Source organism: Rossellomorea sp. NPDC077527, assembly GCF_044542955.1.
Lineage (GTDB): Bacteria > Bacillota > Bacilli > Bacillales > Bacillaceae_B > Rossellomorea > Rossellomorea aquimaris_E.
The window spans coordinates 215,519-237,093 of the sequence record NZ_JBITVL010000005.1; the positions used below are offsets into that span (position 1 = coordinate 215,519).

At 43.7% G+C, this 21,575-nt stretch carries 24 protein-coding genes; 3 read left to right on the forward strand and 21 right to left on the reverse strand.

The window, feature by feature from the left end:
• The first annotated feature begins 521 nt into the window (after positions 1 to 521).
• A complete protein-coding gene (locus ACIGG7_RS17960) occupies positions 522 to 959 on the forward strand; it encodes a VanZ family protein (protein ID WP_397550536.1) in 438 nt (145 codons plus the stop codon).
• Between the two features lie 36 nt (positions 960 to 995).
• On the opposite strand, the gene spoIID is transcribed toward ACIGG7_RS17960, so the two are convergent.
• The 5 genes from spoIID to ACIGG7_RS17985 form a co-directional block, all read right to left on the reverse strand.
• Complete coding sequence (spoIID, locus tag ACIGG7_RS17965) at positions 996 to 2,009, reverse strand: stage II sporulation protein D (protein ID WP_397550537.1); 1,014 nt, start codon at positions 2,007 to 2,009, stop codon at positions 996 to 998.
• Positions 2,010 to 2,492: 483 nt separating this feature from the next.
• The gene (gene murA / locus ACIGG7_RS17970; RefSeq protein WP_397550538.1) at positions 2,493 to 3,794 is read right to left on the reverse strand and encodes a UDP-N-acetylglucosamine 1-carboxyvinyltransferase; all 1,302 of its coding nucleotides are present in this window, start codon (positions 3,792 to 3,794) and stop codon (positions 2,493 to 2,495) included.
• A gap of 32 nt (positions 3,795 to 3,826) precedes the next feature.
• Positions 3,827 to 4,576 (reverse strand): YwmB family TATA-box binding protein, encoded by a 750-nt coding sequence (locus ACIGG7_RS17975; protein WP_397550539.1) that lies wholly within the window; start codon positions 4,574 to 4,576, stop codon positions 3,827 to 3,829.
• 221 nt (positions 4,577 to 4,797) lie between these two features.
• Complete coding sequence (locus ACIGG7_RS17980; RefSeq protein ID WP_263628254.1) at positions 4,798 to 4,998, reverse strand: DUF1146 family protein; 201 nt, start codon at positions 4,996 to 4,998, stop codon at positions 4,798 to 4,800.
• 461 nt (positions 4,999 to 5,459) lie between these two features.
• Complete coding sequence (locus tag ACIGG7_RS17985; RefSeq protein ID WP_397550540.1) at positions 5,460 to 5,672, reverse strand: hypothetical protein; 213 nt, start codon at positions 5,670 to 5,672, stop codon at positions 5,460 to 5,462.
• Between the two features lie 275 nt (positions 5,673 to 5,947).
• Between ACIGG7_RS17985 and ACIGG7_RS17990 the strand changes: the two genes are divergently transcribed.
• Both ACIGG7_RS17990 and ACIGG7_RS17995 read left to right on the forward strand, forming a co-directional pair.
• Positions 5,948 to 6,526, forward strand: a complete 579-nt coding sequence (locus ACIGG7_RS17990; protein WP_397550541.1) for a hypothetical protein — start codon at positions 5,948 to 5,950, stop codon at positions 6,524 to 6,526.
• A 374-nt stretch (positions 6,527 to 6,900) separates the two neighbouring features.
• On the forward strand, positions 6,901 to 7,572 hold the full coding sequence (locus ACIGG7_RS17995; RefSeq protein WP_224943944.1) for a DUF2642 domain-containing protein: 672 nt from the start codon (positions 6,901 to 6,903) through the stop codon (positions 7,570 to 7,572).
• A gap of 40 nt (positions 7,573 to 7,612) precedes the next feature.
• Here the strand turns inward: ACIGG7_RS17995 and ACIGG7_RS18000 are convergent, their stop codons facing one another.
• The 16 genes from ACIGG7_RS18000 to ACIGG7_RS18075 all read right to left on the reverse strand — a co-directional run bounded on the left by ACIGG7_RS18000 (position 7,613) and on the right by ACIGG7_RS18075 (position 21,571).
• Positions 7,613 to 8,017 (reverse strand): F0F1 ATP synthase subunit epsilon, encoded by a 405-nt coding sequence (locus tag ACIGG7_RS18000; protein ID WP_034765168.1) that lies wholly within the window; start codon positions 8,015 to 8,017, stop codon positions 7,613 to 7,615.
• 22 nt (positions 8,018 to 8,039) lie between these two features.
• Positions 8,040 to 9,443 carry a F0F1 ATP synthase subunit beta gene (gene atpD, locus ACIGG7_RS18005; protein WP_098351510.1) on the reverse strand — a complete coding sequence of 468 codons (1,404 nt, stop codon included), beginning with the start codon at positions 9,441 to 9,443 and terminating at the stop codon, positions 8,040 to 8,042.
• 70 nt (positions 9,444 to 9,513) lie between these two features.
• Positions 9,514 to 10,371, reverse strand: coding sequence for a F0F1 ATP synthase subunit gamma (locus ACIGG7_RS18010; protein WP_098351509.1), 858 nt, complete (start codon positions 10,369 to 10,371; stop codon positions 9,514 to 9,516).
• A 69-nt stretch (positions 10,372 to 10,440) separates the two neighbouring features.
• Positions 10,441 to 11,949: a F0F1 ATP synthase subunit alpha gene (gene atpA, locus ACIGG7_RS18015; protein ID WP_397550542.1), complete on the reverse strand. Its 1,509-nt coding sequence runs from the start codon at positions 11,947 to 11,949 to the stop codon at positions 10,441 to 10,443.
• A gap of 27 nt (positions 11,950 to 11,976) precedes the next feature.
• Complete coding sequence (locus ACIGG7_RS18020; RefSeq protein ID WP_224943949.1) at positions 11,977 to 12,513, reverse strand: F0F1 ATP synthase subunit delta; 537 nt, start codon at positions 12,511 to 12,513, stop codon at positions 11,977 to 11,979.
• Positions 12,510 to 13,034, reverse strand: a complete 525-nt coding sequence (atpF, locus tag ACIGG7_RS18025) for a F0F1 ATP synthase subunit B (RefSeq protein WP_397550543.1) — start codon at positions 13,032 to 13,034, stop codon at positions 12,510 to 12,512. Before atpF ends, ACIGG7_RS18020 begins: the two co-directional genes overlap by 4 nt.
• A 145-nt stretch (positions 13,035 to 13,179) precedes the next feature.
• Positions 13,180 to 13,392: a F0F1 ATP synthase subunit C gene (gene atpE / locus ACIGG7_RS18030; RefSeq protein ID WP_032086923.1), complete on the reverse strand. Its 213-nt coding sequence runs from the start codon at positions 13,390 to 13,392 to the stop codon at positions 13,180 to 13,182.
• A 78-nt stretch (positions 13,393 to 13,470) separates the two neighbouring features.
• The gene (gene atpB / locus ACIGG7_RS18035; RefSeq protein ID WP_397550544.1) at positions 13,471 to 14,184 is read right to left on the reverse strand and encodes a F0F1 ATP synthase subunit A; all 714 of its coding nucleotides are present in this window, start codon (positions 14,182 to 14,184) and stop codon (positions 13,471 to 13,473) included.
• 22 nt (positions 14,185 to 14,206) lie between these two features.
• Entirely contained in the window at positions 14,207 to 14,581 is a 375-nt protein-coding gene (locus tag ACIGG7_RS18040; RefSeq protein WP_397550545.1) for an ATP synthase subunit I, read from the reverse strand.
• A gap of 6 nt (positions 14,582 to 14,587) precedes the next feature.
• Positions 14,588 to 14,809 (reverse strand): AtpZ/AtpI family protein, encoded by a 222-nt coding sequence (locus ACIGG7_RS18045; protein ID WP_098438721.1) that lies wholly within the window; start codon positions 14,807 to 14,809, stop codon positions 14,588 to 14,590.
• Positions 14,810 to 15,351: 542 nt separating this feature from the next.
• Positions 15,352 to 16,503, reverse strand: a complete 1,152-nt coding sequence (gene wecB / locus ACIGG7_RS18050; RefSeq protein WP_397550546.1) for a non-hydrolyzing UDP-N-acetylglucosamine 2-epimerase — start codon at positions 16,501 to 16,503, stop codon at positions 15,352 to 15,354.
• 18 nt (positions 16,504 to 16,521) lie between these two features.
• Positions 16,522 to 17,151: a uracil phosphoribosyltransferase gene (upp, locus tag ACIGG7_RS18055; protein ID WP_098351501.1), complete on the reverse strand. Its 630-nt coding sequence runs from the start codon at positions 17,149 to 17,151 to the stop codon at positions 16,522 to 16,524.
• A gap of 389 nt (positions 17,152 to 17,540) precedes the next feature.
• On the reverse strand, positions 17,541 to 18,782 hold the full coding sequence (locus ACIGG7_RS18060) for a serine hydroxymethyltransferase (RefSeq protein WP_397550547.1): 1,242 nt from the start codon (positions 18,780 to 18,782) through the stop codon (positions 17,541 to 17,543).
• A gap of 389 nt (positions 18,783 to 19,171) precedes the next feature.
• Positions 19,172 to 19,714, reverse strand: coding sequence for a TIGR01440 family protein (locus ACIGG7_RS18065; protein ID WP_397550548.1), 543 nt, complete (start codon positions 19,712 to 19,714; stop codon positions 19,172 to 19,174).
• Positions 19,715 to 19,726: 12 nt separating this feature from the next.
• Positions 19,727 to 20,170 (reverse strand): ribose 5-phosphate isomerase B, encoded by a 444-nt coding sequence (gene rpiB, locus ACIGG7_RS18070; RefSeq protein ID WP_224943959.1) that lies wholly within the window; start codon positions 20,168 to 20,170, stop codon positions 19,727 to 19,729.
• A 117-nt stretch (positions 20,171 to 20,287) separates the two neighbouring features.
• Entirely contained in the window at positions 20,288 to 21,571 is a 1,284-nt protein-coding gene (locus ACIGG7_RS18075) for a methyl-accepting chemotaxis protein (protein ID WP_397550549.1), read from the reverse strand.
• Positions 21,572 to 21,575 lie beyond the last annotated feature (4 nt).

Below are 21,575 nucleotides of genomic sequence, written 5' to 3' on the forward strand. Positions count from 1 at the left end.
GAATTCTGAAAATATATACACATTCGAAAAAAAATTTTAATTTCTTAGGTTTCGACAAAGTGGAGAGGAATATGTATGGATTGTGGAATTTATTGAAATTTATTATTAAAAAAGCGAGTGCTGGTTGATTTTCGCTTCAGGTGCTCGCTTTCCGCGGGGCTGGCGGTGAGCCTCCTCGGGCTTCGCCCTGTGGGGTCTCAAGATCCAGCTACGGCGGCTAGCCCCTCGAGGTCATAAGCTAAATGGTACACGAAGGCAAAAGAACGCCTTCTTAGGCCCATTCATCTTATGCTTGTCGGGTCTGAACGAGCCGCCTCCGCTTTTCGTCCTGTCCAGCGTTTCCCACAGGAGTCGAGCACCTTCCGCTTCAATCAACTTATAAGGATAAGCTTCTAATTTAACTAAAATACAAAATGCTCGAAATTAATCAACATGTGACGAACCTCGGAAATATCCATCGAAGACATTCCAGTCATCTCCCAGCATGGTACAATAATAAAAACAGAAAGGACGGCCCCGATATGAAAAAGTTCCTTACCTATGTACTGACTGCTGCACCTTTTCTATATATGGTCCTGATCTGGATTATGTCGGGTAATCCTGATGATGCCGTGTTACGGCTTCCTAATGAAGGGCTGGACCGGTTCATTAAGGAATCCCTTCATCTTGTAGAGTTCGGGATTTTATATGGATTGTTCGTGATCGCTCTGTTGGCACATGGAAACCTTCAATTCACATTGAATTTCGCTGTGGCACTGATCGCCATCTTTTATGGGTTCATCGATGAGATCCATCAGTCCTTCGTTCCGTATCGTTCTTCCACGATGATTGATGCTGCCAAAGATCTGATCGGCGTCACCGTATTGTTTTGGATTGTGAACCGTACCTATTTCCGAAATCCGGATCACTCGCTGACAAAGAAGATGAAGAGATTTGAAGCCTATTTAAAAAAGGATTGAGTCCGGTCACGGTGACCGAACCCAATCCTTTTTCTCTTACCTTTGTGCCGTTACCTTCTGAAGGAGTTTACTTGATTCTGTGATTTTGACATCTTTATAGTAATGAGTCACGATTTCCTCATAGTTCTTGCCTTCCTTCGCCATACCGTTTGCTCCGTATTGGCTCATCCCTACCCCATGACCGTATCCCTTCGTTGCAATGACGATGTGATCGTCCTTCATATACCAGGTGAAGTCTGATGACCTTAGGCCTAATTTATCCCTAATTTCGCGTCCGGTGAATTCTTTTCCGTTAATTTCGACACTAGCCACCCTTTTGCCTTCGGTTCTTGATGTGATTGTCCCGACCGATCCATCCTTTGGCAAAGTGACGCCCAGTTTTTGTTGGAATTCATTGGCGGGAATGATCTTTTGATCTTGGAATTTCGGTGAAGATTTGTCCCATGGGCTCTCCACACTTCGCAAATATGGAATATCATCTGCCCAGTACGCTTCAGAATTTTCCGTGTAGCCGTTGCTTGTTGAGAAAAAGGCTGCGGTAATCGGCTTGTTATCGTATGTCAGCACTTTTCCTTTCGTCTCAAGAACCGCTTCTGAGATCTTCTTCATCTTCCAATCGTAGTCAGAGCCCCATAGAGAGGCAAGTTCTTTTTGATTTTTATACACCTGATGGGACACGGTATCCGTCACATCGGCCCCCTTCGGCACAGAAGAATCATCCGAAAGCAGCTGATTCACAATATAGGTCCTTGCGGCAAGAGCCTGTGCCTTCAACGCTTCCTTTTCAAAATCGGCCGGCATTTCACCCGCCACCACCCCGACTACATACTGCTCTAGGGGAAGCTTTTCGATGAGATCTTGACTGGAACGATAGACCGCCACCTCCACCGAGTCCGCCAATTCCTCAACGGAAGGCGGGTTCTTCAGATTTTCGTCCAGGTTGGCCGTTTCCTTGTCTGATGAAAATGGGAGCACCAGCAAAGTGGGGACAATAAAGATGATGCTGATAAAGATTGAGAAGATGATCACTACGGGTTTTAACTGCTTCATGTTCGCGGCCTCCAATAAATGATTAAATAGGAGAATGTCCTAGAACACTTCTCCACTCTCTTTCATATGTATGGTAGTGGACAAGCAATTATGATTGTGAAATGGGAGAGAATTTTGACGGAGTGCAGGGTGTTGGGAAGTGGATTTGATAATAAAATCCTGAAATTGAAAATAAATGTCTTGGTTTTGAAAATAAAATTGGTTTTTTGAAAAGAAGTGTGAGGTTTTTGAAAATATATCCTGGATGAGCCCTAAGTTCACTTTGATCCAAGTGTCTATCATTCCGAATCCAGCCGTTTTCTTCGAAAATTGAGCCGTTCCTCGGCAATACCTTACCGTTTTCATATAATATCCGGCCAATTCAGATCAAAACCCGGCCAAAATCATCATGAATCCAGCCAATTTATATTTTTCACCAAGCAACCAAAACCCCAACAAAAAAAGGCAAGCTCTCCTAAAAGAGCTCACCTTTCATCCATCTATTTACGCATCCTTAATCATGTCTTCTGAAACAGGTGTTTCTTCGACTTCCTTCACGCGCTCGATATCGGCACCAAGTCCGGCAAGCTTCTGATGGAAGTTCACATATCCACGATCTAAATGCTTTAGTTCTGTTACGCGAGTGTATCCGTCTGCTACGAGACCAGCGATGGAAAGTGCTGCTGCTGCACGTAGATCCGTTGCAGCCACTTCCGCCCCTTGAAGAGGTGTTGGTCCGTTCATGATCACAGAGCGGCCTTCAATCTTGATGTCTGCTCCCATACGTCGGAATTCTTCTGCATGCATGAAACGATTTTCGAAAACCGTTTCCGTGATGACGCTGGTACCGTCAGCTGCAAGAAGCAAGGCCATCATTTGGGATTGCATATCTGTCGGGAAGCCTGGATGAGGCATTGTTTTGATATCGACTGATTTCAGTTTCTCCGGTCCAATGACACGAAGTCCTTCTTCTTCATCGATGATCGTTACGCCCATCTCTTCCATCTTCGCTACTAATGAAGATAAGTGTTCTGGGATCGCTCCTTTTACAAGGACATCTCCTTGAGTGATCGCAGCTGCAACCATGAAGGTACCTGCTTCGATACGGTCAGGGATGATGCTGTGCTCGACGCCGTATAGACGGTCTACACCTTCGATACGGATTGTGCCGGTTCCTGCACCTACTACATTTCCTCCCATTTTGTTCAGGAAGTTCGCTAAGTCGACGATTTCAGGCTCTTTTGCTACGTTTTCAAGGATGGTTGTTCCTTCTGCAAGAACCGCTGCCATCATGATGTTTTCTGTAGCCCCAACGCTTGGGAAGTCCAGATACACCTTGGCACCCTTCAGTCTTCCATCTACTTCAGCTTCGATGAAACCATTTCCTACCTTCACTTTGGCTCCCATTGCTTCGAAGCCTTTTAAGTGTTGGTCAATCGGTCTTGATCCAATTGCACAGCCACCAGGAAGAGCGACACGCGCTTTACCTGTACGGCCTAAGAGTGAACCCATTACAAGAACAGATGCACGCATTTTGCGTACATATTCAAACGGTGCTTCAATAAACAACTCTCTTGATGCATTCACGATGACTTCACCATTGTTAAACTCTACATCTGTATTTAAATGACGTAATACTTCATTGATCGTATATACATCGGAGAGTGGTGGTACATTTGTAATTTTACTTTTTCCTTCACTTGCTAATAATGTAGCAGCGATGACTGGTAAAACGGCATTCTTTGCTCCTTCAACTTGCACTGTACCGCTTAAACGCTGACCGCCGCGGACGATAATTTTTTCCAAGAGTATTCCCCTCCGCGTCCAATTTCTCTATATTAATATTCAATAATTAGGATGGGTGTGCCAATCACAAAGGTTGTCTTAGCGCCCATTCCGCTTTTCCGTAGACCTAGTTGTATATTCATATCATCATTTTTTGTTGGTATAGTCCGTGACATTTGTTCCGAGTAAGCTGAAATGGAATAAAAGTCTTCTTCTTTAAGTGATTCCAGTTCTTTTGCGTCTAATTTAGACATTAATTCGACAGCCTGATTCGACAAAACTTTCTCAAGCTTATCATTGAATTCGCCTTTTATACAAGAGAAAATCAAAGGTTTAGTAGTAAAAATGATTTCCATATTTGGGATAAATTCGGACTTGATATAATGTTTCGTCTTTTCTCCCAACACTTTCTGATTTCCACGCATTTCATACATAATATACGAAACCGAATGATCGTTTGTGAGGGTCCTCTGGAATTTAATGGTTTCTTCCCCGTGAGACGTCTGACGATGCCCCACAACCATTACTTCTTCCGCTGACTTTTTCGTCACCCAGTCAAAATCAGAAAATGTTTCTTGCATAGTAGTACTGTATTTGGCAAACCCTTTATTCGTGAAGCTTTTTTTGTTTTCTCTTGCATATAGAGACCATTCAGTTATCTGACCTTGAGAATGAACAATGGCTTGATCAAGCTTTTCAATGTCTAATAAATGTTTGGCTTCGATAGTGTTGTTCCCATTAATGACATGAAGAAAACCTAATCCAACAAAAAAGATTAAAATAATGTAAAGATACCGAACCATTTTTCATTCCTCCCCTTACCTAAAAGTCTGTCCGAATAGGGGAAGAACATACTTGAAAATTGTCGTCATCTTTTTACAATTATTGAGGCTTTCATGCCGGCTTATGAAAAGGGTTTCACTTTGAAACTTTTTCACAAAGGGACGAACACAAAATTAATCTTACTCAAATCAGTCCCCCTTGAAAACATGCAGGAAGACCTATTTTTTGTCAGAAACTCTATTTATTCAAAGAAAACGGGTAAACTCTGAGACCACACGTAATAATCCAGTAAAAACCCGCTGACGGCTGAGCCGATCGCGACCGTTAGTAGGATATACAATAGTCTCCCCTGTGCAACTCGATTCTTCTTCAGGAGCTTGTCCAGCTGAATGGCTTGCAGCGACCAAAACGTGATCCCGAATACGAATAGATGCACAATCATGCTGATAAGGGCCTGTTGACCAAAGCTTTCCACCACTCTTCTCACTCCTGTCATCTATTTTGACGCACATAGACCATTTTACCACATAATTCAGTAATAACACATCCATTTAACAAAAATTTAAGGTTGGTTTTGATGTGAGATTCCTTGGTTTTTTGGAAGGAAATCAAGTTTCTTATTCCTTAAAAATTCAAATGCTTAATTCTTTTATTAGGAGCTTTCCCTTTATTACCTAAAATGAATTGGTATCACCCATTACGTAATGAGATGAGCAATCCGCTTATTAGAGGCCCGTCCCTAAAAATCACATGATAATCATGATGAAGACCACTATTTGCAATGGATCTACATTGTTATGTAGAGGTCCGTCCCTAAGAAAGCCACCCTGTACTAAGGAATGTACAGGGTGGCTTTGTTTGTGGGGAGATGTTCTGAGTATTTTTGGGGATTAGGGTCGGGGATTATTTTCTTCTTTTGCCTCTGCCTTTGTGGCAATGCTCCAGGTATTCGTAGTAATATCCATTGTAGTTACGGTTTTTTTTCTTACATTTATAATGCAGGTGGCGGTGTTTGTCACCTTTTGGACCATGTTTATCCATTTGATCTTCCATCATCCATTGGTATTCCCCATACCTTTTGCATTTTTTCCTGCCTTTACCTTTTTTTAGACTCATTTTTTCATCCTCCTTCGTACTTTACTTTAGTGTACGTATCAGAGTCTGATCGTGGTTGGGTTGTCCTCCCGAATTAGCGCCCTTTTTACGTGATAAAGGAGAATATTTTTTTATTGATTTAGCACATGGGTACAGACGCCCTTGAATCTTCTGCCTATTTCTCTTTAGATAGGTAACTAGTCCAACAAAAAGGGCATCTGTAATAGTACGACGTCACGGCATGACACATATACATAAAGTGAAAATGGTATATATTAACTGGAGGGAAAAAGTATATGAATACAGAGTTATTGGCTTCATTAGTCGGTAAGATGGTGAAAGTGAATCGTGGCGGTCCTGAATCACGCACTGGTAAAGTTTTGTATGGAGGGGACGATCATTTTGCACTTCTCACAGAAAAAGAGGGTGTGGTTTACTTTAACGCCTCTCATGTAAAAAGCATTACACAAGACTTACAATCAAATGTAGAAGAGGCTTCCGAAGAAAGTATGGAATTTATGAAAGAAGATACTCTTGGGGCTTTATTTACTAGCTTGAGAAATCAACAGGTGATCATTAACCGTGGTGGTCCTGAAAAGCTTGAAGGATTCCTGGACAATGTGAATGATGACTACGTAACATTGGTGCTACAGGATGAAGTTGTACGCCTGGCTAGGTTCCATGTGAAAAGCATCAGCCACAATACAAATGCAAAAGACGAAGATTCTTCCGAAAGCCAGGAATCGTCTAACGAACAATCATCAAATCAAGAAAGTAATCAAGAAAAATCGTCTTCAAAGAAATCCAAAAAAAGACATCGATCTGCGTTATATCTTGACGAAATGGAAGGCGCAGAGTCCGGTTACTCAAAGTAATAAAACATCTGGAAAAAACGATAGAATCAAAGGGAATACACTCAATCTGTATGTACAGGCTTGTGAGAAATCTCAGCACCCAACATGATGGTTATAATCGCTTTTAAAAGCTGCTGAGATTTCTCTTAAAAGATTAACAATGTAAATAATGAACAACTCATATCCTCTATTATTTTTTACAAATGGACAAACCACTGGAATATCCCTTACGTTCTTTCAAGTGCATTGTTACCACCATTACCGTAGATGGTCCCAAGGTATCAATATTTCCTAATGGACATTCAAAAAATGGTTCCCATTGGTCGTATAAGTGTTTTATACTTTTGCACTAAAAGATTAATGGGTTTTAGAAACCAGAAAGGAGTAAGAAACGAATGAAAAATGTTTATTCTATCTTTATCGGAGAAGCAATCATCATAGAACTTACCGGAAAGAAAATTGTAAAAGGATACTTGATTGATGTAGGAAACGATGTCATTATCGTGTATAACGGTGAAGACTTCATCTATATTTCTGCGTCTCACATAAAAAACTTATCGATTGTTTCAAAGGAAACAATCGGGATAGATGAGCCGACAGTGAGTCCTCAATTTGAGCAGGAAGAACAAATGTCACTGCGAAAAATTCTGACCACGGCCAAAGGTGCCTTTCTTGAAATCTACACAATGGGCAATCAACCGATTCATGGCTATATCACTGGAATCATGAACAATTACTTTGCCTTCTACTCTCCTATATATAAGACTATGTACGTTTCTTTACAACATTTAAAATGGCTGATCCCCTATTCAACAAACCTTTCACCATATCGTCTGAGTAAAGAAAATCTCCCCGTCAATCCAACAAACTCCATCACCTTGGCCAGAAGCTTTGAGATTCAGGTTGAAAAGCTGATTGGTTCTCTTGTCGTTCTAAATCTGGGAGTGGACGAAGAATTGATAGGTAAAATAGAAAGAATTGAAGATAATATCGTGGAATTGATTATGGCAAATGGAGATTCTATCTACCTGAATATGCAGCATATCCAGACCGTTCACTTGCCATAAAAAAAACCACCTTTCAAAAGGAAAGGTGGTTTCTTCTTTATTAGAAGTTACGTTCGGAAACGTTAATTCTGTTCATGGCACGCTTAAGAGCGAGCTCGGCACGACGGAAGTCTACATCATCCTGTTGTGCCTGCATGCGGTCTTCTGCACGGCCTTTTGCTTCTTTCGCGCGTTGTACATCGATAGCTTCTGCTGTTTCAGCAGACTGTGCTAGAATTGTCACTTGTTCAGGACGTACTTCTAAGAATCCGCCACTGACAGCTACAAGCTCAGTGTTGCCACCTTTTTTCAGGCGAACCGCACCGATTTGTAGTGGAGCAACCATCGGAATGTGTCCAGGTAAGATTCCAAGCTCACCGCTTTGAGCTTTCGTGCTCACCATTTCCACTTCTGAATCGTACACTGGGCCATCGGGAGTGACAATATTGACTTTTAATGTCTTCATTTTCTTCCCTCCTGGTCCCTAATTATACCTCTACGCCCATTTCTTTAGCTGCAGCCAATACGTCCTCGATCGGACCTACTAGACGGAATGCATCTTCTGGAATGTGGTCGTATTTACCTGCAAGAATATCAACGAAACCTTTAACCGTGTCTTTTACTTGTACGTATGAACCCGGTTGGCCAGTGAACTGTTCTGCAACGTGGAAGTTTTGAGATAAGAAGAATTGTACACGACGTGCGCGGTGTACTGTCAGCTTATCATCATCAGAAAGCTCATCCATACCAAGGATCGCGATGATATCTTGAAGTTCTTTATAGCGCTGTAACGTTTGTTGAACGTTACGTGCAACATTGTAGTGTTCTTCTCCAACGATCTCTGGAGAAAGAGCACGGGAAGTCGATGCTAATGGATCTACCGCAGGATAGATACCCATTTCAGATAGCTTACGCTCAAGGTTCGTTGTTGCATCCAAGTGAGCGAAAGTCGTTGCAGGAGCCGGATCCGTGTAGTCATCGGCAGGTACATAGATCGCTTGGATCGATGTTACAGAACCTACGTTTGTTGACGTGATACGCTCTTGCAGTTGACCCATTTCTGTCGCAAGTGTCGGCTGGTAACCAACGGCAGATGGCATACGGCCTAGTAGGGCAGATACCTCAGAACCTGCTTGCGTGAAACGGAAGATGTTATCGATGAACAGAAGTACGTCTTGACCTTGCTCATCACGGAAGTATTCAGCCATTGTAAGACCTGTCAGGGCAACACGCATACGTGCTCCTGGCGGCTCGTTCATTTGTCCGAATACCATCGCTGTTTTCTTGATAACGCCAGAGTCGCTCATCTCGTGGAAAAGGTCATTTCCTTCACGAGTACGCTCTCCTACACCGGCGAATACAGAGATACCGCCGTGCTCTTGAGCGATGTTGTTGATAAGCTCCTGGATTAATACGGTTTTACCAACACCGGCACCACCGAATAGACCGATCTTACCACCCTTGATGTATGGAGCAAGTAAGTCTACTACTTTGATACCTGTTTCAAGAATCTCAACTTCTGTAGAAAGCTGATCGAATGTAGGTGCCTGTCTGTGAATTGGATCGCGACGAGCTCCTGCATCAACAGGCTCATCTAAATCGATTGATTCACCTAGAACGTTGAATACACGACCTAATGTAACATCCCCTACTGGTACAGAGATTGGCGCGCCTGTATCAAGTACATCGGCTCCACGTTGTAAACCATCTGTAGAAGCCATTGCGATCGTACGTACAGAATCATCACCTAGGTGAAGGGCAACCTCTAATGTAAGTTCAGCTCTATCTGCAATTTGGACCTTTAAAGAGTTGTAGATATCAGGAAGTTGGCCGCTGGCGAACTTGACATCAACAACTGGACCCATTACTTGAAGAACGTGTCCTTTGTTCATCTCTTTCCCTCCTAACTAGCTTTTGACAAAAACTTTATGAAGTCTAAACGGTCTAAATACCGTTAATGTTCTATTCGAGTGCAGCTGCCCCGCCGACGATCTCAGTAATTTCCTGAGTGATCGCTGCTTGACGCGCACGGTTAAATTTCAGTGTAAGGTCACTGATGATTTCTTTCGCATTATCGGTTGCGTTTCTCATCGCTGTCATACGAGCGGCGTGCTCACTTGCTTTACCGTCAAGTAGCGCACCGTAAATCAAGCTTTCAGCGTATTGAGGAAGCAATACCTCAAGGATCTCCTCTGCAGAAGGCTCGAATTCATATGAAGCAAGCTTTCCTGAAGGAGTAAGATCCGTTAACGGTAATACTTTTTTCTCCGTAACATCCTGTTGGATCGCACTTACATAGTGGTTGTAGAACATGTACAGTTCATCGTATGCCTCAGCTGAGAACATACCAACCGCTTTGTTTGCGATGTCTTTAATGTCAGCAAAATTCGGTTGATCCGGAAGACCAACGACGGATTCCATGACATTGTAGCCTTTTTTACGGAAGAAATCAGCACCGACACGGCCCAGAGCAATAATGGCGAATTCATCATTCGAGCTGTGACGCTCTTTAATTCGATTGCTAACAGCGCGGATAACGCTACTGTTATATGCCCCCGCCAAACCGCGGTCTGATGTAATGACCAGGTACCCGGTTCTTTTAACGGGGCGGGAGACTAGCATCGGATTCCTCACACCTTGACTGCCCGCTGCAACGGATGTCACCACTTCCTGGATCTTGTTCATGTAAGGAACGAATGACTTAGCATTCGTCTCAGCACGATTCAATTTAGAAGCCGATACCATTTCCATTGCTTTGGTGATTTGACTTGTCTTTTTGGTAGAAGTAATACGAGTTTGTATATCGCGTAACGATGCCACTGGTTCTCACCACCCTTTACATATTGTCAGACATAGGGAGCGGGCTTGGCCCTTCCTCCCTATCATCCATTATTCAGACTTGATGAACGTCTTCTTGAATTCGTTGATTGCGGCTTTCATTGCATCGTCTTCAGGAAGACCTTTAGTCGTGCGGATATGGTCTAACAGTTCAGTATGGTTGTGATCTAACCAGCTAAGAAGTTCAGACTCGAAACGACGGATATCTACTACTGGAATATCATCTAAATGACCTTTTGTCAGTGCATAGAAGATCATTACTTGTTTTTCAACTTTAAGTGGTTTGTTAAGATCCTGCTTCAGTACTTCTACTGTACGCGCTCCACGATTCAGTTTCGCTTGAGTCGCTTTATCAAGATCTGATCCGAACTGAGCGAATGCTTCAAGCTCACGGTATGCAGCTAAGTCAAGACGTAGCGTACCGGATACCTTCTTCATCGCTTTGATTTGTGCAGATCCACCAACACGTGATACGGAAAGACCCGCATTGATCGCCGGACGTACACCGGAGAAGAATAGGTCAGATTGTAAGAAAATCTGTCCGTCCGTGATGGAGATAACGTTTGTTGGGATATAAGCGGAGATATCTCCTGCTTGTGTTTCAACGAATGGTAATGCTGTGATGGAACCGCCACCTTTAGCATCACTTAATTTCGCCGCACGCTCGAGTAGACGAGAATGCAAGTAGAATACGTCACCAGGGAATGCTTCACGGCCTGGAGGACGACGTAATAATAGGGAAAGCTCACGGTAAGCAGACGCCTGCTTAGAAAGATCATCATACACAACAAGAACGTGCTTGCCATTATGCATGAATTCTTCACCCATTGTGATACCAGCGTAAGGAGCTAAGAATAGCATTGGAGCTGGTGAAGCAGCTGATGCTGTTACAACGATTGTGTAATCTAATGCACCGTGCTTACGCAGGGTTTCAACCGCGTTACGTACTGTTGATTCTTTTTGACCGATGGCAACATAGATACACACCATGTCTTGGTCTTTTTGGTTTAGGATCGCATCGATCGCAACAGATGTTTTACCTGTTTGACGGTCACCGATGATTAATTCACGCTGTCCACGACCGATTGGAACTAACGCATCGATCGCTTTGATACCCGTTTGAAGTGGCTCGTGTACAGATTTACGATCCATAACACCAGGAGCTCCACTTTCAATCGGACGTGTTTTTGTTGTTGCAATTGGACCTAATCCATCAACTGGTTGTCCAAGTGAGTTTACTACACGACCAACTAGTTCTTGTCCTACTGGTACTTCCATGATACGTCCAGTACGACGAACCTCATCGCCTTCACGAATGTCAGTATATGGTCCGAGAATGATGATACCTACGTTGTTTTCTTCTAAGTTTTGCGCCATACCCATGACACCGTTAGAAAATTCAACAAGCTCTCCAGCCATGACATTGTCGAGGCCATGAGCACGAGTGATACCGTCACCGATTTGGATAACTGTACCTACATCGCTTACTTTCATCTCAGACTGATAGTTTTCAATTTGCTTTTTTATCAGCGCGCTGATTTCTTCCGCCTTGATGCTCATGAATTTCACCCCTCATTTATACGAAAGTTAACGAATTAGTTCACGCTCAAGACGAGTCAATTTACCTTGAAGGCTTCCATCATAGATGCGGGTTCCGATTTGGACCTTGATGCCGCCAAGTAAATTTTCGTCTGTCACATTGGTAATTCTTAATGATTGTTTTCCGACTTTTTTTGCAAAAGAAGATGATAATGCTGTTTGCTCATCTTCCGTTAACGGACGTACAGAGTACACTGTGGCATCTGCAATTCCGCGTGCTTCGTTTGTCAATTCAATGAATGCCTCGACGACACCTGTGATCTCGCCCGTACGGTGACGGTCCGTCATCAGCATCAATGTGTTCAAGACATACGGGGAAGCTGTTGAAAATGCTTCCTGAATCAATGACTTCTTCTTATCTAACGTAAGCTTAGGATTTTCAAAGAGTACCGTTAATTCGGTGTTCTCAAGGAAAACCGCTCTCACTGTACGCAGCTCTTCTTCGATCCCTTCAAGCTGATTATGTTCCTGGGCAATCTCGAAAAGAGCTAACGCATAGCGCTTTGCAACTGAAGAGTAGCTCATCGCTCTTCCCCTACCTCTTGAATATAATCGTTAATCAACTTCTGTTGATCATCAGCAGAAAGTTCCTTCTCAATGACCTTAGAAGCAATAAGTACTGATAAAGATGCAACCTGTTTCTGAAGTGCAGCAACAGCTTGTTCTTTTTGTGTTTCGATTTCGCGTTTTGCAGATTCTTTCAATCTTTCTGCCTCTTGACGAGCAGTTGCGATGATCTCTTCACGTTGGTCAGAACCTTGTTTCTTAGAGTTTTCAATCATCGTTTGCGCTTCAAGGCGAGCTTCTTTCAGAAGTTTCTTCTGCTCTTCTAAAATATTGTTAGCCTCAGTGCGGCTTTTTTCGGCTGCTGTGATTTCACCGGCAATGTGGTCTTCACGTTGCTGCATGATTCCCATTAATGGACCCCAGGCAAACTTCTTAAGTAGCGCCATAAGGACAAGGAACATGATCAACTGGAACACGATGTCCCCTGTATTAAGGACGCTGTGACCTGCCTCACCGATAACGAATGCGTTAGTTAACATACTCGATTCACTCCCTTCAAGAATCGATTGGATCGTATTTTTTTATAAATGAACCGTTCTTGCAAAGAATCTATTCTCTAGTACATAGGAATGGCGAAGATAATCGTCAAGACGAACTTCGCCATTTAACATGTGTCAGTTTCTATTAGCTTCCTAGTGCGATGAAAGCGATAACTACACCGATGATTGGAAGTGCCTCAACTAGTGCGATACCGATAAACATTGTTGTTTGTAAAGTACCACGTAATTCTGGTTGACGTGCAATTCCTTCTACTGTACGACCTACGATAAGACCGTTACCAATACCTGCTCCTAGTGCTGCTAAACCAACTGCAATTGCTGCTGCGATAAGACTCATTCTAAAGTTCCTCCTTTAATGTATAAGAAAAATATTTTTTTACATATATGTTTGTCCACCGTAATGAACAGGTATATATTAATGGTCGTGGCTTACTTTGTGAGCCATATAGACCATTGTTAACATACAGAAAATGAAAGCCTGGATTGATCCGACAAACACCGAGAATCCTTGCCAAGCAAGCATTGGTGCGATAGCTCCGATCGTTCCGCCGATACCACCGTTAACGGCAAGACCCGCAAGTAGTGCTAGCAGGATTTCACCGGCGTAGATGTTACCGTAAAGACGAAGACCCAATGTAAGAGTGTTTGCAAACTCTTCAATGATTTTTAGCGGGAATAACCACCACATCGGCTTGAAGAAATCCTTCCCGTATTCGCCAAATCCCTTTAATCTGATTCCATAGAAATGGGACAGTACCACGACCATAACCGCAAGGGTCATTGTGATGGCAGGATCGGCTGTAGGTGATTTCCACCATAATTCGCCGTCATATACGACAGAGAATGGCAGACCCAGCATATTCGATACAAAAATATACATGATAATCGTGAGACCTAAGATATGAAAACGGCCACCCGTCTTCCAGTCCATGTTGCTCTTAATGATCCCTTTGACAAAGTCCATGACCCACTCAAAAAAGTTCTGCATCCCGGTAGGCTTCAGGGCTAAGCGACGTGTAGATAAGAGGGCAATAATAAACACTATGGCCGTTGCGACCGTGATCATCAAAACGTTCGCAAGGTTAAAAGTCAAACCCAGAAATTCGGTTGTAGGTGCTCCATGATTCAAAATACTTCACCTCTCTTCCCCGCTATTTATTAGTTTTGAAGCTGCTGAAAAAATAATCTATCATAATGACAATATAGGTAGTCATTAATCCCAAAATAAGACTTAGGAGATGAAATGTTTCTGGAAATCGTGTGGCAATGATGACTCCAAGGGCGGCTGCGGCCATACGGGAAGTGGTTCCAAGTGATCTCACTTTTTGCCCGGCTACCACGGCGTCCCCGAACTTCGAGACCCGCTTGGTCATGCCCCAGTGCATAAAGAGACTAAGAGCAGTCCCTAACATTAACCCTAAGAATACTGATTTGTGGCTGGTGAATCCCCAACCCAGGACGTAAATAGATAGCACGTACAATATGTATTTCCGCTGTCTATTAAACATTTGATGGAGTTCCGGCATATCTTATTATTCTCCTAAGAAGAAATGTCGTACTGTTCGAAGCATCGCATAAATTCCTGCGGCGAGACCGAGGAGTAATCCGATGATTAAAAAGAGTGGTGCTGAATCAACCTGCTGATCAATCCATCTTCCCAGGAAAATCCCTACTAAGATAGACCCAACAAGCTGTGCCAAAATGGCCGAATAAATGGCCATTGCTTTATATGGGCTTTCGTTTTTTTGACCCATTTCAACCCATCCCATTCAAACGAAATTTGAACACGAGGCAAGCGTTTCAGACATGATGCAAAACCGATTGCATAAGGGTTTTCCCATTGTGAAAACCTTATCATTTTACATCCTTTGTAAGCATACAATAGGGCTTTATCTATGTCAATGCGTTCAAGTTAAAAAGTTCACAACCTATCCACGTGTTTCCAAATTGTTCACATTTTCAACACATTTACAGAAAAGCGGAGGGGGCTTGCTCTGGGGCGACAAGCATAAGACGAGTCGACCGGAAAGTATTTTCCCCTTTTAGTCCATTCATCTTATTACCTCAAACTCCAAATACAGAGCTCAATGTCCACCTCAGACGAACACCCACATCCTCTTAAATATATTAACAAATTCATAGTTCCCTACTTCACATGCCCCTCCATTATATAGAAGATTCCCTTATTGAGTAACCCTTGAATTTAATGTAAATACTTCCAACTAAGATAGAAGGTCTTAGAAAATTGTAAAGGTCCGTCCCTCTACACTTAATAGGGACGGACCTTTACTTAGTTTTATTCGTTTGGATCGAAGGATTTTGGGCGTTCATCCAGTTGACCGAAGTGGTAGCGGATCGCTTGGGTGATTCGGTAGGATGCCTGTCCATCTCCATACGGGTTTGTTGCTTTGGACATTTTGCTGTGTGCTTCCGGATCTGTCAGAAGTTCTTTTGCAAGCTTGTAGATGTTTTCTTCTTCGTTTCCTGCAAGCTTCAATGTTCCCGCATCAATGCCTTCCGGACGTTCCGTTGTATCACGAAGGACAAGAACCGGTACACCCAATGATGGCGCTTCTTCCTGTACACCGCCGGAATCAGTCAGGATAAGATGAGCACGAGAAGCGAAGTTATGGAAATCGATTACATCCAGTGGTTCGATCAGATGAATGCGCTTGTCATCACCGAGAACTTCGTCTGCCACTTCACGAACGGCAGGGTTCAAATGAACAGGGTAAACAACTTGGATATCATCATGCTCTTCCACTAATCGTTTGATGGCACGGAACATGTTACGCATCGGTTGACCAAGGTTTTCACGGCGGTGAGCCGTCAGCAATACTAAACGGTCATCTCCGACCTTCTCCAATACTTCATGATGATACTCATCTTTTACCGTTGTTTTTAATGCATCGATCGCAGTATTTCCAGTGATGAAAATACCCTCTTCTTTTTTACTTTCATTCAGAAGATTCTGAGATGATTTTTCCGTAGGAGCAAAATGAAGATCCGCCATGACACCTGTCAGCTGACGATTCATCTCCTCTGGGAAAGGTGAGTATTTATTCCATGTTCTCAGCCCGGCTTCGACATGGCCGACAGAGATTTGATTATAGAAGGCTGCAAGGCTTGCAACAAATGTTGTCGTTGTATCACCATGGACCAGAACAATATCCGGCTTTGCTTCCTTCATGATCTTATCGAGACCTTCCAACCCTCGGGTTGTTACATCAATTAGAGTTTGACGGTCTTTCATGATGTTCAGGTCATAATCAGGCGTGATATCAAAGATATTCAATACCTGATCCAACATTTCACGGTGCTGAGCTGTAACTGTCACAATCGTTTCAAAGTTTTTTGGATACTTTTTTAATTCTAATACAAGTGGAGCCATCTTGATGGCTTCCGGTCTTGTTCCAAAAATAGTCATTACCTTGATTGGATTCGTCATTTTTTCGCCCTACCTTTCTTATTTCGTTCCGTACAAACGATCTCCTGCGTCCCCTAGACCAGGAACGATGTAGCCTTTTTCATTCAGCTTCTCGTCAAGAGCAGCGATGAAAATATCAACATCAGGATGCGCTTCCTTGATGGCGTCTACACCTTCCGGACACGCGACTAAGCACATGAATTTGATGCTGACGGCACCGCGTTTCTTCAATGAGTTGATGGCTTCAACAGCAGATCCGCCCGTCGCAAGCATCGGGTCGACCAGGATGAAGTCACGCTCTTCCACATCACTTGGAAGCTTTACGTAATATTCAATCGGTTTAAGAGTCTCAGGGTCACGATATAACCCAACATGCCCCACTTTCGCAGCTGGGATCAATTTAAGGATTCCATCAACCATTCCAAGACCGGCACGTAAAATAGGAACAATCCCTAGTTTTTTACCTGCAAGGGTTTTCGCTTTCGCCTTGCTTACCGGCGTTTCTACATCAATGTCTTCCAATGGCAGATCACGCGTAATTTCAAAGGCCATCAGCGTTGCAACCTCATCTACAAGCTCACGGAATTCCTTTGTACCAGTTTCTTTATCACGGATAAATGTCAACTTATGTTGGATCAACGGATGATCAAATACATATACTTTGCCCATTCGACTCTCTCCTTTAAATTCAGTTTTATGTAAAAATGGTTTGTCCACTTCATTTACACCTCAGACTATTGTACATAAAAGACAATTTAAGAGCAACAAGAGATGGGAAGTGTAATGGAATCGTTAGAATTGAGAAGTTTGGATCCTCGCGATGAGGGTTTTTGTTTAATTTGGTTGAGTGGGTGAGGACAAAAAGCTTTGGACGGGGGTGATTGCGTCGTTTTAAAGTTTATTGCGTCATTTTTGCTTGTAATTGCGTCGTTTTTTCATTAATTGCGTCATTTCACTGGGTTATTGCGTTTTTTAACAAATTATGGAACTCATTACCCATACTCATCAAAAAACCTCCCCACCAGAAACATCCGTCTCTAATGAAGAGGTCAACATAGTTATCTCTCAGGATATAACTCAAATTTGCTCGTCAAATCAATAACGCGCTTGCGTGCTTCTTCCAATTTCGCTTCATCTTCATGGTTCTTAAGAGTCAATGCCATAATTGAAGCAATTTCGTCCATATCTTCAAGTCCGAAACCTCTTGATGTCACAGCTGCTGTTCCGATACGGACACCGCTAGTGACGAATGGGCTTTCCGGATCAAATGGAATCGTGTTTTTATTAACCGTGATTCCGATTTCATCAAGGACTTTCTCAGCCACTTTACCAGTCAATCCTAGTGAACGTGTATCGATCAATAATAGGTGGTTATCAGAACCGCCTGATACAAGATCGATTCCTTCTTTCACAAGACCTTCTCCTAAACGCTTTGCATTGTCGATGATATTCTGCGCATATTCTTTGAAAGAATCCTGCAGTGCTTCACCGAATGCCACCGCTTTTGCAGAGATGACGTGCATTAAAGGTCCACCTTGAATTCCTGGGAAAATGGACTTGTCTATTTTCTTCGCAAATTCTTCTTTACAAAGAATCATACCGCCACGTGGTCCGCGGAGTGTTTTGTGTGTTGTTGTCGTCACGAAATCTGCGTACGGAACCGGGTTTTGATGAAGGCCAGCCGCTACGAGACCAGCGATGTGAGCCATGTCTACCATTAGGTATGCTCCCACTTCGTCAGCAATTTCACGGAATTTCGCGAAATCGATCGCTCTTGGGTAAGCACTCGCTCCCGCTACGATCAGCTTCGGCTTGTGCTCTAATGCTTTTTGTCTAACATCTTCGTAATTGATCAGGTGCTTGTCTTCGTCTACACCGTATTCTACGAAGTTATATTGAATTCCACTGAAATTGACTGCACTTCCGTGAGTCAGATGTCCCCCATGAGATAAGTTCATTCCAAGAACCGTGTCGCCCTGTTCAAGGATGGTGAAGTAGACTGCCATATTCGCCTGCGCTCCTGAGTGAGGCTGAACATTGACATGTTCCGCTCCAAAAAGTTCTTTCGCGCGATCGCGGGCCAGATTCTCGGCTACGTCCACATGCTCACAGCCACCATAATAGCGACGACCTGGGTACCCCTCTGCATACTTGTTCGTCAGGACGGAACCTTGTGCTTCCATAACGGCTTCACTGACAAAGTTTTCAGATGCAATTAACTCGATCTTTGTTCGTTGACGCTCTAACTCATCTTGAATCGCTGCATAAATTTCCGGATCTTGCTTGGCAATCTTACTCATACATATCCCCCTTTAATTCATAGGCCCAACTGCGGCGCCTCACTGATTCATTCAATCCCATTCTAACACGATTCACCAAAAGACGAAATAAAAACCTCTAGTCAAATCGTAACGTTCGTGTTTAGACCCCATTTGGAGGGACGGACCTCATGTGAGTCTGTTCACAAACAAGCTCCCACCTCCTGTCGAGCCCTTTATGAACAACGAAAATTGACAACCACTGAACCTAACCAACGTATTTCAGCCCCCTAATCAACCATGCATATCTACCCTTTTCAAAATCATTCACCCCTTGCCCCTCTTTATCGTTCGGCTTTGACACCCTCTTTTCGCCACAAACCAAAATAAAGGTCCGTCCCTCTAGAGGAACGGACCTTTATTTACTTTGGTTATTCGTAGACGGCTCGGGTTCCGCCGATGAGTTTTGGTCTTGTTTTGGCAAGTGTGACGTGTGCTTCGCCGAGGCTTTTTTGAGAGACGCGGATCGGGACGGCTACGTGTTTCAGGTGCATGCCGATGAAGGTATCCCCGATGTCGATGCCGGCGTCGGCTTTAATGTGTTCGACCATGACGGGATCGTCGAAGGAATGATAAGCTTTTGTTGCCATTGCCCCTCCTGCTTTTCGGACGGGGACCACAGTGACTTCATCGAGCCCCTTTTGTTCCGCCACTTCCCTTTCAAGGACCAATGCACGGTTCAAGTGCTCGCAGCATTGAAACGCCAACGAAACCCCAATTGAATCCGCCCATCTCTTCATCTCATCGTAAATCATTTCAGCGACTTCAATGGTACCAGACGTACCAATCCGCTCTCCCATGACTTCAGATGTAGAACAGCCTACGACAAAGACTTGTCCTTTTTTCAATGGAACCTGATGACTGAAATCCCTCAGGATCGTCTGCAGATCTTCTTTCAATTGAGCGATTTCCATGAAACCCACTCCTTATTGTTTGTCTTCGTAAGCGGTGATCTTTCCTACACGATTCGCATGGCGGCCACCTTCGAATTCTGTACCAAGCCACGTTTTGGCGATCTCACGGGCCAGTCCGGCACCGATCACGCGCTCACCCATAGCAAGCATGTTGCTGTCATTATGTTCACGCGTTGCTTTCGCACTGAAAACGTCATGTACAAGGGCGCAGCGAATTCCTTTTACCTTATTGGCCGAGATGCTCATTCCAATCCCCGTTCCGCAAATCAGGATGCCGCGATCGAATTCACCGCTAGCCACTTTTTCCGCAACAGGTACAGCATAGTCCGGATAGTCGACAGATGTTCCACATTCACAGCCGAAATCCTCATATTCCAAGCCTAATTCCTCTAATAAGGACTTAATTTCTTCTCTTATATTGACTCCACCGTGATCGGATGCAATTGCAATTTTCATGTTCTCCCACTCCCATAGCCTTTGATACGTTTATTTTGCCACATACTCTACATTATATAAAGCTTTTCGGGTATAAAAAAGCGGGTATGAGGTCCGTCCCTCATACCCGTTCATTTTTTATAGATGGAACCTTGTGATCGTGCTCTTTAGTGATTCTGCTTGTTCCTTTAAATTCAGGGCAAGCTTTTCCACGTCATTCATGACGACAGCCTGTTCTTTTGTGGAAGCTGATACTTCCACCGCTCCCGCAGATGTTTCTTCCGCAATGGCGGCCACTTCCTGTGATTGCTGGGAAGTGAGCTGAATGCTGTCCATCTGCTGATCCACGAGGACAGAAATATTTTGAACCGCATCCGCCACTTCATGAATCGTTTTAGTCATGGTTTCAATCATTTCATTGGTCTGCGTCCCTTTTTGTGCTTCGGAGTTTGCAGAGTCAACCTGAGCGGTGATCTGACCAACAACATTCCCTACCTCTGTTTGAATATTTTTGATCAGTTCCGAAATGCCTTGAACCGCTTTACCACTTTCGTCTGCCAGCTTCCGGACTTCTTCTGCTACCACGGCGAAGCCTTTTCCGTGCTCCCCGGCACGCGCAGCTTCAATGGAGGCATTCAATGCAAGTAAATTCGTTTGGTTCGCAATATCGCCCACCAACTGGATGATCTGCTCCACTTTCTTCGCGTTGTCTTCCAGTCGACGAACCGCATCCAGTGAATCTTCATTTCCTTTCGCCAGTCGGCTGATGCCCTCGACAAGGGAATGGATCACTTCTTTACTTCCCTGAAGCTCCGTCACCATGTTTTTCGACATATGTTCAGACGATTTGGAATGATTCTGAACTTCCTGTGCAATCCGGATGACATCCTCGACGGATTCTGCCGTCGATTGAATTGCCACAGCCGAGCTTTCAGCGCCAGCTGAAATTTCGCTGATCGTTCTTGAAATCGAATCCGCTTGTGTGGACGCGATTTCAGATGCTTTCGATAGCTCGATGACATTTGAATTGGTTTTGTTAAAATTGTCATCGATACTAGACACCATGTCCCGCAGATTGTGCAGCATGCGGTTGAACGCAAGGGCCAATGAACGGATTTCATCATCGGACTTCGGTACATCCACTTCGATGGCAATATCCCCTTCAGCTGCTTTCAACGCAACCTGCTCCAAACGCTGAAGCGGTTTGACGATGAATCCCGCTGCAAAAAACGCCAGAACCGCTGACCAGAATACACCCATCCCAAGCGTCATGATCGTAAACCACAGCTCGTTCATATCCGGTGCAAAAGTGGGTTTAATAACATAAATAAAAAGTGCACTTGTCGTATACGTTACCACCGCAAGCAGCGTGATAAAGAAGACTAATTTCTTTCTAAGACCCGATTTGTAACTTTTCCCCATCTTT